The organism is Streptomyces sp. NPDC050610, assembly GCF_040654875.1.
GTDB lineage: Bacteria > Actinomycetota > Actinomycetes > Streptomycetales > Streptomycetaceae > Streptomyces.
This window is the reverse complement of the sequence record NZ_JBFAIV010000001.1, coordinates 124,263-138,012: the sequence shown is the minus strand read 5'-3', so window position 1 is coordinate 138,012 and position 13,750 is coordinate 124,263. Positions and strand designations below refer to the sequence as shown.

Annotated in this window: 14 protein-coding genes; 3 read left to right on the top strand and 11 right to left on the bottom strand. The window is 70.5% G+C overall.

Annotated elements, in window-relative coordinates; all coding sequences use genetic code 11:
• Positions 1 to 91: 91 nt before the first annotated feature.
• Positions 92 to 1,033 carry an NADP-dependent oxidoreductase gene (locus AB0I22_RS00655; RefSeq protein ID WP_363128400.1) on the top strand — a complete coding sequence of 314 codons (942 nt, stop codon included), beginning with the start codon at positions 92 to 94 and terminating at the stop codon, positions 1,031 to 1,033.
• On the opposite strand, the gene AB0I22_RS00650 is transcribed toward AB0I22_RS00655, so the two are convergent.
• From AB0I22_RS00650 to AB0I22_RS00620, 7 genes are all read right to left on the bottom strand, one after another.
• Positions 1,023 to 2,192 (bottom strand): glycoside hydrolase family 88 protein, encoded by a 1,170-nt coding sequence (locus AB0I22_RS00650; protein WP_363128399.1) that lies wholly within the window; start codon positions 2,190 to 2,192, stop codon positions 1,023 to 1,025. The two genes, AB0I22_RS00655 and AB0I22_RS00650, sit on opposite strands and share 11 nt — an antisense overlap.
• A 122-nt stretch (positions 2,193 to 2,314) precedes the next feature.
• Positions 2,315 to 2,635 carry an antibiotic biosynthesis monooxygenase gene (locus AB0I22_RS00645; RefSeq protein WP_363128398.1) on the bottom strand — a complete coding sequence of 107 codons (321 nt, stop codon included), beginning with the start codon at positions 2,633 to 2,635 and terminating at the stop codon, positions 2,315 to 2,317.
• 61 nt (positions 2,636 to 2,696) lie between these two features.
• Complete coding sequence (locus tag AB0I22_RS00640; protein WP_363128397.1) at positions 2,697 to 3,833, bottom strand: protein-L-isoaspartate(D-aspartate) O-methyltransferase; 1,137 nt, start codon at positions 3,831 to 3,833, stop codon at positions 2,697 to 2,699.
• Positions 3,834 to 3,836: 3 nt separating this feature from the next.
• Entirely contained in the window at positions 3,837 to 4,772 is a 936-nt protein-coding gene (locus tag AB0I22_RS00635) for a radical SAM protein (RefSeq protein ID WP_363128396.1), read from the bottom strand.
• A gap of 380 nt (positions 4,773 to 5,152) precedes the next feature.
• Positions 5,153 to 5,848 carry a response regulator transcription factor gene (locus tag AB0I22_RS00630; RefSeq protein ID WP_363128395.1) on the bottom strand — a complete coding sequence of 232 codons (696 nt, stop codon included), beginning with the start codon at positions 5,846 to 5,848 and terminating at the stop codon, positions 5,153 to 5,155.
• The gene (locus AB0I22_RS00625; protein ID WP_363128394.1) at positions 5,836 to 7,149 is read right to left on the bottom strand and encodes a sensor domain-containing protein; all 1,314 of its coding nucleotides are present in this window, start codon (positions 7,147 to 7,149) and stop codon (positions 5,836 to 5,838) included. The genes AB0I22_RS00630 and AB0I22_RS00625 overlap by 13 nt, the downstream gene beginning before the upstream one ends.
• A gap of 100 nt (positions 7,150 to 7,249) precedes the next feature.
• Entirely contained in the window at positions 7,250 to 9,013 is a 1,764-nt protein-coding gene (locus AB0I22_RS00620) for a phosphatidylglycerol lysyltransferase domain-containing protein (protein ID WP_363128393.1), read from the bottom strand.
• Between the two features lie 171 nt (positions 9,014 to 9,184).
• On the opposite strand from AB0I22_RS00620, the gene AB0I22_RS00615 reads away from it, so the two are divergent.
• Positions 9,185 to 10,420, top strand: coding sequence for an alpha/beta hydrolase-fold protein (locus AB0I22_RS00615; RefSeq protein WP_363128392.1), 1,236 nt, complete (start codon positions 9,185 to 9,187; stop codon positions 10,418 to 10,420).
• Between the two features lie 50 nt (positions 10,421 to 10,470).
• Here the strand turns inward: AB0I22_RS00615 and AB0I22_RS00610 are convergent, their stop codons facing one another.
• The 3 genes from AB0I22_RS00610 to AB0I22_RS00600 form a co-directional block, all read right to left on the bottom strand.
• Positions 10,471 to 10,662: a hypothetical protein gene (locus tag AB0I22_RS00610; protein ID WP_363128391.1), complete on the bottom strand. Its 192-nt coding sequence runs from the start codon at positions 10,660 to 10,662 to the stop codon at positions 10,471 to 10,473.
• A 63-nt stretch (positions 10,663 to 10,725) separates the two neighbouring features.
• On the bottom strand, positions 10,726 to 10,917 hold the full coding sequence (locus AB0I22_RS00605; RefSeq protein WP_363128390.1) for a hypothetical protein: 192 nt from the start codon (positions 10,915 to 10,917) through the stop codon (positions 10,726 to 10,728).
• 12 nt (positions 10,918 to 10,929) lie between these two features.
• Positions 10,930 to 11,781: a helix-turn-helix transcriptional regulator gene (locus AB0I22_RS00600; protein ID WP_363128389.1), complete on the bottom strand. Its 852-nt coding sequence runs from the start codon at positions 11,779 to 11,781 to the stop codon at positions 10,930 to 10,932.
• Positions 11,782 to 12,031: 250 nt separating this feature from the next.
• On the opposite strand from AB0I22_RS00600, the gene AB0I22_RS00595 reads away from it, so the two are divergent.
• The gene (locus tag AB0I22_RS00595; protein ID WP_363128388.1) at positions 12,032 to 12,445 is read left to right on the top strand and encodes an ATP-binding protein; all 414 of its coding nucleotides are present in this window, start codon (positions 12,032 to 12,034) and stop codon (positions 12,443 to 12,445) included.
• A 136-nt stretch (positions 12,446 to 12,581) separates the two neighbouring features.
• On the opposite strand, the gene AB0I22_RS00590 is transcribed toward AB0I22_RS00595, so the two are convergent.
• Entirely contained in the window at positions 12,582 to 13,643 is a 1,062-nt protein-coding gene (locus AB0I22_RS00590; RefSeq protein ID WP_363128387.1) for an alpha/beta hydrolase-fold protein, read from the bottom strand.
• Positions 13,644 to 13,750: the final 107 nt, after the last annotated feature.

Below are 13,750 nucleotides of genomic sequence, written 5' to 3'. Positions count from 1 at the left end.
TCCGGCCCAGCGGTGGCGGTGGGGGCGCGGCGGGGAGAGGGTTGGACGCAACGGGACCAGATGGCTGGGCGGAGACGAATCGGAGATCACCATGCGGGCAGTCGCGGTCACGGAATTCGGTGCGGAGCCGCAGGTCATGGATCTGCCGCAGCCCGAACCCGGCCCCGGCGAGGTGCTGGTGCGCGTCGCCGTCGCGGCCCTGAACCCGATTGACTGGAAGATCGCGGACGGCATGCTGCGGGACGCCGTGCCGCACGCCTTCCCGCTGGTGCTCGGCGTGGACGGGGCGGGCGAGGTGGTGGCCGTCGGGCCGGGGGCCGACCGGTTCGCATTGGGCGACCGGGTGTTCGGCCAGTTCATGCGGGTGGGCGCGGGCGGCGGCTCGTACGCGGACTTCGCGGCGACCGCGGAGGAGGCGGTGGCCCCCGCGCCCTCGCGCGCCACGCTGATGACCGCCGCCGCGCTGCCGACCGCCGGGATGACCGCGTGGAACCTGGTCGAGGAGGCGGGCGTACGGGAGGGGAGCCGGGTGCTGATCGTCGGCGCGACGGGCGGAGTGGGGACGTTCGCGACCCAGTTCGCGGCCGGGCGCGGCGCCGAGGTGATCGTCACGGCCCGGCCGGGCGCCGCCGTCCTGATGTGCGACCTCGGTGCGGCCGCGACCATCGACCACAGCACGGGCCCGGTCGCCGACCAGGTGCTCTCCGCGCACCCGGAGGGGGTGGACGTCATCATCGACCTGGTCGACGACACGGCCGCGCTGACCGACCTGTCCCGGATCGTACGGTCGGGCGGAACGGTCGCCTCCACCATCGGCGCGGCGGACGCCACAGCCCTGGAACCGCACGGCGTACGCGCCCTGAACGCCGAGAACACGCCGTCCTCCGCGCTCCTCTCCACGCTCGCCACTGAGCTCGACGAGGGCCGGCTGACGGTCCTCATAGGCCACGAGACGACCTTGGAGGAGGCCCCGGCAGCCCTCGCCGCGAGCCGCAGCGGCCGGGCGCGCGGCAAGACGGTGATCAGGGTGTGACGCGGGTAGCGCGGGTGACGCGGGTTTCTCCGCTGCGGGCGAGCAACGCCAGTTCCGTCCCGGCCAGCAGGAACGCCCCGACGCCGAAGTCCGCGGTGCTCCCGTAGCCGACGGGCTGACCGGACTCGGGCCGGTCGCCGGTGCCCTGTACGTAGCCGAGGAACCCGTCGGGGTGCACGGCGGCGGTGACGAGCCCGCGCCAGGCTCGGACGGCGACCGCCTCGAAGTCGCGGGCGGGCACGAGCCCGGCCCGCAGCGCGTACGCCGTGCCGTAGGCGAGGAAGGCCGTGCCGCTGGTCTCCGGGCCGGGGAAGTGGGCGGGGTCGGCGAGGCTGACGTTCCAGAACCCGTCATCGCGCTGCACCGCACGGGCGGCGCGCAGCAGCCGCACCAGGGCGGCCCGGTACTCGGGTACGTGCGCGGCGGTGCGCGGCAGCGCCTTCAGCGTCTTGACGAGCCCGCCCGCCACCCATCCGTTGCCCCGCGACCACAGAACGGGCCTGCCGCCGGGAGAAACGATTCCACCAGGCAGGAACCGCTTGTCCCGGAACCACAGCCCGCTCCCCACGTCGAGCAGCCCCGGCCCGCCCTCGGCCCCCGCGGTGTGCGTGTAGAGCCGGTGCAGCTTGTCCCAGTAGGGGGCGTCCCCGCGCAGCAGCCCCATCCGCGCGAAGGGCGGCATGGCCATGTGCAGCGCGTCGTCCCACCACCAGTCGTCGTCCTTGCCGGGCTGCTCCCCTCCCGCCATGCGGCGCACCGACTCCCCGATGGCCTCGATCTGATCCGGGTCCCGGTCCACCGCGTACAGATCGAGATACGTCTGCCCCGCGCACTGATTGTCCGCGTGCCGGGTCGCGACGCCGCCCTTGAGCCCGTACGCGTGCTTCTCGGCCCACCCGCGCGCGTACGCGAGATAACGGTCCTCCCCGGTCAGCCGGTACAGCGCCATCAACCCACTGAAGAACGTGGCCCGCGCCCACCCGTTGTCCCCGGGATCGCCGTGCGCCCCGATCCAGTGATCGGCCACGCGGCGCAGCACCCCGCGGATGTCGTCGTACGACCCGCCCGCCGCCGTGGCCCGCGCCGTGGCCGCTGTCCCGCCGAGCGCGAGAGAAGCCGCCAACGCGGCGCCGGAACCGAGCAGTTGCCGTCTGTCCACGTAGCCACCTCCAAGCCGGGGCTCATATCGTGAAGGCGGGGCCTTGACGTGTCCATGGATGTGCACTCGGCGGCTTACGAAACTCCCACGCTGTCCCTACGGCCCGTGCCGCCGCTCCACCGTCACCGCTGAGCCCGCACCTTCCCGGCGACCGCGTCGAGGAAGGTCACCTCGACGCTGGAAACGTACTGCTCACGCTCGGCCAGGAAGTGCTGCGTGTGGGGCTGTCGCTCGTGCGCGTCGAAGGAGGCGCGGTCGGCGTACAGCTCGTAGAAGACACGGACGAGCGGCTCGTCCCGGCTGCGGTGGCTGACATAGACGAGCGTCCCCGGCTCCCCCGCATCGATGCCTTTCAGCGTCCGGGCGACCAGCGCGTCGAACGACGATGCCGCGTCGGCGTCGCGCAGCGTGAACCGGACCATAAGACCGTAACTCTCTTTCATGCGCTCCCCATTCACTTGTTCCCCGCATCCGGGTCGGGCCGTCGTGACGGTGTGCGGCCGGTCAGCCGACGGTCACGGACCAGCCGCCGCGCGAGAGGGTCAGCACGCCGTCCGGTGTGATGCTCGCCCGCGCACCGTAGGTGTAGAGCCGCCCGTCCACGAGCCATCGGCGGCGGATGCGGTCCAGTTCATCCCACAGGCGGCGGGGGCCTCCCTGGATGACGCGAGCGGGTTCGTCCCGCATGGCCGAGGCCTTTGCCCAAGAGCCGTCCGGGTGGGCCATCCATGCCGTTCCGCGGCCTTGGCCCTGCCGGAAACGGTGTTCTACGCCCGGAACTTCCAATGAGAAAGTCGACCACAGTTCCCACGCTTGCTGGACATCGATGACGGGGTAAGGGCTGACGGACTCTTCGCCGTCGTCCTTCTCCTCGAAGTCCCCCATCACGTCGAACAGGTCTGGCGGGTAGTCCTCGCCATGGCGTGCGCTCATGAACCCCGCGCCCTCGCACTCGATCTGTCCGACCGCGCCGCCGTCCTCGGTCTTGTCGGCGGTGAGGACCAGACCGGTGCCGGCGAGGGTGGTGACCAGACGGCCGCCGGGGTTCAGCGCGGCCGGCAACGAGGCGGGGATCGACGGCAGGGAGACGGTCGCGACGATGCGGTCGTACGTGCCCGGGAGCGGGCCGGTGATGTCGCAGACCCGGACAGTGGGGCGCAGCCCGATCGTGTCGAGCCGTTCGGCCGCTGCCGCGACCAGGTACGGGTCTACGTCGATGCTGGTGACTTGTCTGTCCGCCAGTCGGCGGCAGGCCAGGGCGGTGCCGTAGCCGGAGCCGGCGGTCACGAGGACACGGGAGGCGTCGGCGATCCTCGCGTGTTGGTACATCCGCACCACCAGCCAGGGCAGCGTGGAGGAGGACGTGGGCAGACCGTCCGCCTTCTCGCCCGGCTCGGCGTGGTCGGCGTGACGGGAACCGATCCGCGTGACGAGAGAGGTGTTGCTGTAGGCGACGCGCATCCACCGCCGAGGACCGCTCGCGCCGTCACCCAGCGTTCTGCCGTCCGCTCCGTCCCCCCACCAGCGGGGCACGAAGACATGACGTGGCGTCGATGCCACCGCCGGGCGCCAGCGGGACTGCGGGTGGGTGACCTCGGCGGCCAGACGCTCGGCGTGGGGCTTCCAGTCGGGCAGCGTCATGTCTCAGGCCTCCGGATGGTGCGGGAACTTGGGCAGGCACGCGGGCTTGCCGGGCCCACAGGGCGAGTCCTTGGGAACGCACGGGTCCACGCCCGGTGAAGGTTGGCAGGAGTCTTCTCTGGGGGTGCAGGTGTCCGGCACGCAGTTCCCCGCGGCGCGTGGGATCGCGGCCATACGGTCCGCCCACGCCGACCCGGTCAAGATGCCGGCGAGGGGCTGCCGCCGGACGTCTCCGGCAACCATCCAGCGGGACATGACACACGGGGTGACGATGCCATCGGGGCTGACGGCGGCGCGGCCGGCGCCGCAGCGTCCGCACAGTTCCGAAGGGTCGCGGATGCCAGGACCTGCGGTATCGCCGTTGCCGATGGCGCGTACCCGGTCCACGCCGACCTCTCCTGTGACGCCGAGTCCCCGCAGTTCGGCAAGGGCGCCATCGGTGTTCTGCCGGTCGAGTACGTGGATGACGCCGACGCGCAGTGGGATGCCCCGCTGGACGGCTTCGGAGATATTCGCCTTCGTGCGGGCGTAAGAGCCGCGCCCGCCGGTGATCTTCTCGTGCTCGGCCGCGTCGTCGCTGTAGTAGGAGGTGGCGAGGGTGACACCGGTGTGTGCGAACGCGTGCCACATCGACGGGCGGATGTGGACCAAGTTGGAGAACACCTCTACTCGGATGCCCAAGGACACGGCATGGCCGATGAGTTGGGGCAGGCGGGAGTGGCGGGTCGGTTCCCCGCCGATGTACTGCACCGCGGTGATGCCGAGGCCGGCGGCCTGGTCCAGGAGCGTGAACCAGTCCTCGTGGGTCATGGTTCCGTGGCCCTTGGCCGGCCCGGACCGGGCGTAGCAGTGCATGGGGCAGGTGTTCTGGCACTGGCCGGTGATCTCCAGCGCGAGCGATGTCACGTCAATGGCGCTTTGCTCGGCGAGGGCGGTCAACGCGTTCCCCTTCGGTCGCTGTTCCGGGGTGGGAGGACCGGTGGCTCGGCCGCCGTGCCCCTTTCGCGGCGCGGCTGCCGAACCTGAGAGCAGCGTTCCGTACGCGTGAGCAGCTTCACCAGTAGGGGCGGTTGGACAACACGAACTGTCCAGAAAATCGGGGGAGTTCGCGCGTATGACCGCTGAAGCTGAGGGTGCTCACCTCAAGGCGACGGTCCTGGCGCTGGACGATACGACAGCCCTGCGTCCCTACTGGCCCGCCCTCATGTTCTCCGCTGCCCGCGCGGTCGGCGTTCGTCCAGACCGTCAAGGCCGGGTAGCGCCCCGCCGTCAAGGCCGGGCAGCTCTCCGCCCGGCGTGACACGGTGGCCGAGCCGTGCCTAACCCAGCCCGCCCCGCAGATGCGTCAGCACGGCCAGCACCCGCCGGTTCCCCTCCGCCGGGTCGAGGTCCAGCTTCATGAAGATGTTGCCAGAGTGCTTGACGACGGATGCCTCGGTGACGCCCAGCCGCTGAGCGATCGTCAGGTTGTTCAGGCCCTCGGCCATCAGCGTCAGGACCTCCCGCTCCCGCGGTGTGAGGCGGCCAAGGGGGCGGGACGCAGTCCGTTGTACGAGCAGGGTGCGGACGACCTCCGGGTCGATGACCGTCTCACCGCCCGCCACGCGGCGAATGGCGTCGAGGAATTCGGAGACCTCCCCGACCCGGTCCTTGAGCAGGTAGCCGAGGCCGGCCGCCCCCGGCTGGCCCGCCGCGCCCGGACCGTCGCCGCCGAGGAGCTGGGTGGCGTAGGCGGTGGCCACGTACTGGGAGAGGACGAGGACCGGCAGTTCGGGGTGGCGGGAGCGGAGTTCCAGGGCCGCTCGCAAACCTTCGTCGCGCTGGCCGGGTGGCATGCGTACGTCCGTGATCACGAGGTCCGGCAGCTCGCCGCCGGGTGATTCGGGCTCCACCGCGCGCGCCAGCGCCTCCGCGTCGCCGACCGCGGCCGTCACCTGATGCCCGCCCCGCGTCAGCAGTTCCACGAGCCCGGCCCGCAGCAGTACGGAGTCCTCGGCCAGTACTACGCGGAGCACGGCACCTCCGCGCGCAGCTCGGTCGGACCGCCCACCGGACTGGACACCATGAGCCTGCCTTTCAGGATCGCCATACGGTCGGCCAGGCCCTGGAGGCCCGTGCCGTCGGACGGGACCGCCCCGCCGCGGCCATTGTCGGTGACGGTCAGGACGAGCGTGCCGCGCCGGACCCTCCCGGCCACCGTGATCCCGGTCGCGCCGCTGTGCTTGGCGGCGTTGGCCAGCGCCTCGGTGACCGTGAAGTACGCGACCGTCTCCACCGCGCCCGGCAGCCGACCCGGCAGCTCGATGTCGACGGTGACGGAGATCGGACTGCGCAGCGCGACCTCCGCCACGGCCGCGTCCAGGCCGTGGTCGGTGAGGACCTGCGGATGGATGCCGCGCACCAGGTCGCGCAGTTGGGACAGGGCCTGCCGGGCCTCGCCGCGGGCCCGGACGACCAGGTCGGCGGCGGGGGAGCCGCTGCCGTTCAGTTCCAGCTCGGCCAGCCCCAGCGTCATGGAGAGCGCTACGAGCTGCTGCTGGGCCCCGTCGTGCAGGTCGCGTTCGATGCGCCGCCGCTCGGCCTCGAAGGCGTCGGCCAGCCGGGCGCGGGAGCGCGTCAGCTCCACCACGCGCCGCTCCTCGGCCCGGCCCGACAGCAGGAACTCCGCCGTCCTGACCTGCGCCCCGGCCAGCAGCGCCGCCGCGTACGCGCAGCCCGCGAGCCCCACGAGGCCGACGGCGGCCGGGAGCAGCGCCTCCAGCGGGCTGCTGACCGGCCGGTCGAGGATCATCACGGAGCCGGGTTCGAGGAGCACGACGAGCACCGGCAGCGCGGTCAGGACGCCGGCGAACAGCAGCCCCAGCATGACGCCGAAGCCCGAGCCCGCGAAGACCACGCCGTACACGATGGTGTAGGCCAGCTCCCGCCACGTCGCCCGCTCCCGCAGCCGGACGCCCAGCCGCCGTACCCCGCCCGCGCCCCGCAGCAGTGCGTGCGGGTTCTCCAGCGGCGCCGGTTCGACCAGCCGCAGCCGGCGGCGCTCCAGCGCCCCGACCGGGATGCCGAACAGCGCGGCGAGCACCAGCACCGCCAGGCCCACGCCGACGATGGAGAAGAGCACCCCCATGGCGACGAGGAGAGCCAGCGCGAACAGGGCGCCGGCGCCGATGACCGCGCCGCTGAGCGCGTACGCCCAGCAGCGCCACGGCCACAGGGAGAGCAGGAAGCGGCGCGGGCCGCGCCGCATCGCCTGCCACACGGCGACAGTCCGCTCCGGGGGGACCTGTGGATTCGCCGTGCCGACCATGCCGTCCATTAATCCACGTCGCGGGCCGGGAGTCGGTAGGGAAAACCCGACCCCCGGCCCGGGACCGGCGACCGGCCCGGAAACCGGCGACCGGCCGAAAACCGGAGCGTCAGCCCCGCTGCACCCCCGCCATCGGCAGCGCCCGCCGGATCTTCACGTACCGCGGCTTGCTGCGCAGGTACTGCCGCAGCCGCTCCGCCGGGCGCGGCAGCACCACGAAGGCCTCGGCCTGCATGCAGGCCCAGCTGATGCGCGGCAGGTCGCGGCTGGTCGGGTAGACCACGAAGCGCGGCTCCCACACCGGCTGGAACTTCGCGTTGAAGCGGTACAGCGACTCGATCTGGAACCAGCGGGAGGAGAACACCAGCAGCCGGTGCCACACCCGCAGCACCGGGCCCGCGCCCAGCTTCTCGCCGCGGGCCAGGGCGGCCCGGAAGACGGCGAAGTTGAGCGAGACCTTGTTGACGCCGAGGCCGGGGGCCGCCTTCAGCGCGGCGACGATCAGCAGTTCGTTGAGGCCGGGCTCGGCGGTGCGGTCGCGGCGCATCAGGTCGAGGGAGATGCCGTCGGGGCCCCACGGCACGAAGTGCAGCAGCGCCCGTACGCGGTCCTCGCCGTTCTCGTCCGGCTGGTGGGCGGTGACGACGACGCAGTCGCCGTCGCCCGGGGCGCCGAAGCGGCCGAGCGCCATGGAGAAGCCGCGCTCGGTGGCGCTGCCGCGCCAGGCGGCGGCGTCCTCGCGGAGCTTCTTCTTCTCCTCCTTGGGCAGGTCCCGTACGCGCCTGACCTGGCAGGAGTAGCCGGCCCGCTCGATGCGGTTGACCATCTGGCGCACGTTGCGCATGGTGCGTCCGGAGAGGCTGAACGCCTTGGTGTCCACGATGGCCTCGTCGCCGAGCTCCAGCGCGTGCAGGCCGCCCTCGCGGGTCCAGACCTGGCCGCCGAGTTCGCTGCACCCCATGACGCCGGGCGTCCAGGCGTGCTTGGCGCACTGGTCCATGAACTCCTTGATGGCGCCGGGCCACGCCTCGTAGTCGCCGATGGGGTCGCCGCTGGCCAGGGCGACGCCGGAGACGACGCGGTAGGCGATGGCGGCCTTGCCGGTGGGGGACCACATGACGCTCTTGTCACGGCGGAGCGCGAAGTAGCCGAGCGAGTCGCGGGCGCCGTCCTTGTCGAGCAGGGCGCGGAGCTTCTCCTCGCCGTCCTCCGGGTCCGGCAGGCCGCGCCGGGCGGGGCGCAGCGCGAGGTAGGCGGTGGTGCAGGCGGTGACCAGGCCGAGCGCGAGGAGGCAGAAGGAGACCAGGTCGGCGACGCGCGGGCTGCTGTACTTGATGGGGCCGTCCAGGCCGGCCATGCCGTACAGGACCTGCTGCAGCCGGTCGGCGAAGCCGATGGTGCCGCCGCTGCTCTCCTCGTGCGCCCGTACGCCCACGATCGCGAGGCCGAGGCCGACGCTGCACAGGCCGAGCAAGACGAAGTTCCAGACGGCGCGGATGCGGGTGCGGGGGTCGCCGAGTGCGTAGAACTCCTTGCGGTACGCGATCAGCACTCCGCAGAGGGCGGCCGAGACAACGGCGGGGATGATTTCGTGGTGGCGCAGCGACTGGACGACCGCGCAGGGCCCGAGCAGCACCACGGCGGCCCGCCAGGCCCGCAGCTTACGGCGGGCGAGGCCGCGCGCGAGCATGACCAGGAGGATTCCCGCGGCGAGCGAGGTGGCCCGCGCGAGGGAGTCGGGAAACCCTGGGAGATAATGGGTGATTCGGGCTATCCGCCCCTCGCGCATCCCTGGCCTGATGGCCGAGGCGATGTCGAGAAGGCCGATGAGCAGGCAGGTGTAACCGGCCACTGAGGCGACTCGTTGTCTCACAGCGGCTCAGCGTATGAGCAGTTGGACAACGGCTCGGGAAGAGAAGGATAAGAGCAGGGTAAGAACAGGGTGCTGAGCAACCCCGCCGGTCGTATCCCGCCTCTTCTTCGGTGAGCAATGCCGGAACCGAACATGAGTACCCACATCCGGGGGCAGGGAGTTGAGAGGCATATGGGGCTGACCAGTCGGTCACTCTTGTACACGGTGATTTTCGTCGCCGTGCTGTGTGTGGGTCTCACGGTGTGGCTGTGGCCGCGCCTGGCAAAGCGCGGGACGCTGCCCGTGGCGGGCCGGCTGGGGTCGATCGTGGTGACGCAGGTGGCCGTCGTGGCCGCTTTCATGCTCGCCGTCAACGCCAATTTCGAGTTCTACGGAACGTGGAACGAGCTGTTCGGCAAGTACGACAAGGCCCCCGTCAACGTCACCCACCTGGGCAAGGGCGGCCCGTACGCGACCGTCGGCGCGACGAAGGACGGGCTGGTGCAGCCGGCCGGGGCACAGGGCCTGGACAAGATAAAGGGTATTCCGCACGGCCCCGCCGAGAAGGTCGGCAAGGTCCAGTCGGTGAAGATCCTCGGCCGCCGGTCGCACGCCATCAATCCGGCGTTCGTCTATCTGCCGCCGCAGTATTTCCAGAAACAGTTCCAGCGCCAGCGATTCCCCGTGGCCGTCGTCATCAGCGGCTACCCCGGCGGGATCATGAACCTCGCCCAGCATCTCCAGGTTCCGCAGACCGCGTCGGAGCTGATCAACGCGAACAAGATGCAGCCGACGGTGATAGTGATGATCCGCCCCACCATCGCCCCGCCGCGCGACACCGAGTGCGTGGACGTGCCGGGCGGCCCGCAGGCCGAGACCTTCTTCACCAAGGACCTGCCCGAGGCGCTCAAGCAGACCTACCGGGTCGGCCACGACTCCAGTGCCTGGGGCGCGATGGGCTACTCCTCCGGCGGCTCCTGCGCCCTCCAGCTCGCCATGCGCGAGCCCGGCGTCTACCCGGCGGCGGCCTCCCTGTCCGGCGACTACAAGATCGCCAACGACCTCACCACCGGCAACCTCTTCGGCACCGGCCCGGACTCCAAGAAGAAGGAGCACGAGCACGACCTCATCTGGCGGCTGAAGAACATGCCCGTGCCGCGCGTCTCGGTGCTGGTCACCAGCAGCAAGAAGGGCGAGAAGAACTACGGCGAGACGAAGAAGTTCCTCGACGCGATCAAGGCGCCGATGAGCAAGTCGGCGATCATCCTCGAAGAGGGCAGCCACCACTTCACCACCTGGCGGCGCGAGATCGGCCCGGCCCTGGAGTGGATGGGCAAGCAGCTGACCTTCCCGCAGGACGTCGTCAACAACGCCCCGAAGAAGCAGCAGCAGCCGACCAAGGACCCGAGCGCCCCGCCGGGGGCGTGACGGTACGGGTACGGCTCGTACCTGCACGAGCCGTACCCGGGCCTCGGTGGCTACAGGAGATGGTCGGCTTTGCCGGCTTTGATGTCGGTGATGAGGGTGCGTAGGGCTTCGAGGGAGTCGGTGAGGTAGCGGTCTTCTTGGCCGGCGACCGATATGTAGCCGTTGCCGGCGGCGTCTGTACCGAGGCGGAAGCAGTTGCTCGCATCCTGGCAGAAGGGTGCTTCCCAGGTGATGTCAGCCATCTTGGCTTCTCCTCAGAGTTGTTGGGCGATCTGGCGGATGAAGTTGCGAGACCGCTTCGGGGGCTACAGGAGATGGTCGGCCTTGCCGGCTTTGATGTCGGTGATGAGGGTGCGCAGGGCTTCGAGGGAGTCGGTGAGGTAGCGGTCCTCTTGGCCGGCGACCGATATGTAGCCGTTGCCGGCGGCGTCCGTACCGAGGCGGAAGCAGGAGCTGCCCTCGCCGCAGAAGGGTGCTTCCCAGGTGATGTCAGCCATCTTGGTCTCTCCTCAGAGTTGTTGGGCGATCTGGCGGATGAAGTCGCGGGACCGCTCCGGGGGCAGTGCCAAGCCTTCCAAAAGGTCGAGTTGCGCGCGATATTTCGCGAGTTGGCCGTCGGCGTGCAGGAAGACAGGGCCGTGGGAGTTATCCACCTGCACGGTATCGAGCTGCTGCACGGGGCCTTCGGCATAGACGACCGTCTGCCCCGCTCCGGGGAAGGCGCCGTGACTGAAGGGGAGGACGAGCACGGTGACGTTGTCCCGCTCTGAGACCTCCAGCAGGTGCTCCAACTGTGCCTGGGCGACGCCCCGTCCGCCGAACTGCATCCGCAGCGCCGCCTCGTGGATCACGGCCACGTACGGGACCGGATTGTCGCGGACGATCACCCCTTGGCGCTCCGAGCGATGTGCCAGGCGGAGCGCGACCTCGTGCTCGGGGAGCTGGGGCACTACCGCACGGAAGATGGCCATGGCGTGCTCCGATGTCTGGAGCATCCCTGGCACGTGCACGGTGTTCGCGCCCCGTAGACGCGTCGCGCCGGCCTCCGTTTCGGAGATGTCCAGCAGGCCTTGGGGCAAGCTGCCCCGGTAGCGCTCCCACCACCCTGCTTCGCTCGGCTCCGCCATCGCGGCCAGGGCGTCGATGTACTTCTCGTCGGTGCAGTCGCAGTTGCAGGCCAGCGTACGCAGCCGTTCGGCGCTGATCCCCCGCAGTCCGGACTCCATGTTGGAGATCCTGCTCCGGTCGACGCCGAGGAGTCCCGCCGCGTACTCCGCCGACATGCCGGCCGTGGTGCGCATCCTGCGCAGCTCACATCCCAGGCGCTTCTGTCGTTGGGTGAGGATCGTCCTTGGTGGCATGTCGTACCTTCCGTGTCGCGCGGTGTCCGCATGGTCCGCTGAGTATCAGTTCACCGCACTGAGGCCATTTTGCGAATCACATGGAAAATATGGCCCCCCATATCCTACTGTGAGTATCGCGCAAGCTACACACCGCGATGCCGGAAGCGCACCGCGCGAGCATGCCCGTCCGCCCTGGGACGGGTGTGCGCGCGACCAGGGCGGTAGGCCACCGGCGACCCCAACCCCTCACACAGCTGTGGAGTTCGCCATGCCCGAGATTCCCCTCGTACCTGCCCACTGGCGCTTCCCCGCCCACCCCGCCTCCGTACGGCGGGCCCGGTGCGCCGTCGCCGAATCGCTGCCGGACGTCCTCCGTCCGCGTCTCGGCGACGATCTGTCCCTGTTGACCTCGGAGTTGGTCACCAACGCCATTCGGCACGGCGCGTGCCGGGTGGACGAGGAACTCATCGAACTCGTCCTGTGGCCCGCCGACGGGCACTACTGGCTCGCCGTCTCCGACCCGGGCACCGGCAAGCCGGCACTGGCCAACCCGGGCACGGACTCCGAGAGCGGCCGGGGGCTGATCCTTGTCGACAGCCTCGCCGCCGCCTGGGCCGTGCGGCCCCGTCCCGCGTGCGGGACCTCCGTGATCGCGGGCCTCTCCTTCCAGCGGAGCGGTTGACCCCGCGGAGCGGTTGACCCCGCGGAGCGGCTGACCCGGCGGAGCGGCTGACCCGGCGGAGCGGTAGGCGCGTACGGACCGGGCTGTACGGGCGCCCGTACAGCCCGGTCCGTACGGCCCGGCGTCCGTGCTCCGTCTACGTGACCGGGGACTTGAGCTGCTGGCTCAGCCAGTTGAACGCGGCCGGGTACATCTTCGTCCACGTGTTGTAGTTGTGGCCCCCGGATTCGATGGTCATCGTCTTGACCTTGACCCGGCTGCCCTCCGCCGCCTTCTCGAACTCCTTGATGTACTTCACCGGGCTGTCCCGGTCCTGCCGCGAGGTGGCGAGGAACAGCGAGACGTCCGCCTTGGAGTGGCGTACCAGGTAGGTCGGGCTGTTGTGCTCGCGCAGCACCGGGTCGGGGATGACGTCCGGGTCGCCGGTCAGCGGGTCCGGGTCGAGGGCGACTCCGGCGCCGAAGATCTTCGGGTACTGGAGCGGCAGCTTGGCCGCGCAGTACGCGCCGGTGGAGATGCCCGCCAGGCCCCATGCCTTGGGGCCGGTCTCGGTGCGGAAGTGGTGGCGCACCAGCTCCGGCACGTCGTCGGTGAGCCAGGTGGCGACCTTGCGGCCGGGGGTGTTGGAGCAGTCCGTGTCGACGCCGCCCGGGTTGACGATCGGGATCACGAGGATCGCCGGCTTGGCGATGTCCTCCTTGATCAGCTTGTCGAACGCCTTGGGCATCTTGCCGTGTTCCAGCCAGGACTGCGGGGAGCCGGGCACGCCGTGCAGCAGCGTTATGACCGGGAACCGGGTCTTGCGGTACTCGGGCTTGTCGTACTGCGGCGGGGTCCAGATCATGACCTGCCCGGAGAGCTTGGAGTGCGCCCCGTGGAAGTAGGTGTCCTGCATCCGGCTGTCGCTGTGGATGAACTTCGCGCGCTCCGGCGGCGGGCCGGGCATGGCCACCGGGGCGCCCCCGTCGTCCTTGCCGAGCCAGTCGTCCCAGGACGCGTACAGCCCGTAGCTCTGGTTGATCCAGACCAGCACCACGGAGACGGCGGTGAGCTGGCAGAGCGCGATCATCACGACGCGGGACAGCCAGCGCAGCGGGCGCGGGCCGGGAATCTTCGACCAGACCAGCAGGGTGGCCAGGACGGCCAGCACGGTCGCCAGGATCAACACCACGAACAACGGTGTTCCGGTCAGACTCATCCCGTGAGCTCTCCTCTGCTCAGCTGCCCGGCGCCTCCGCCGGTCGGCGTTAAATGACCATAATCGCCGTATATGACCTATGACGGCTGGGTTGGTTCCCTCCTGGC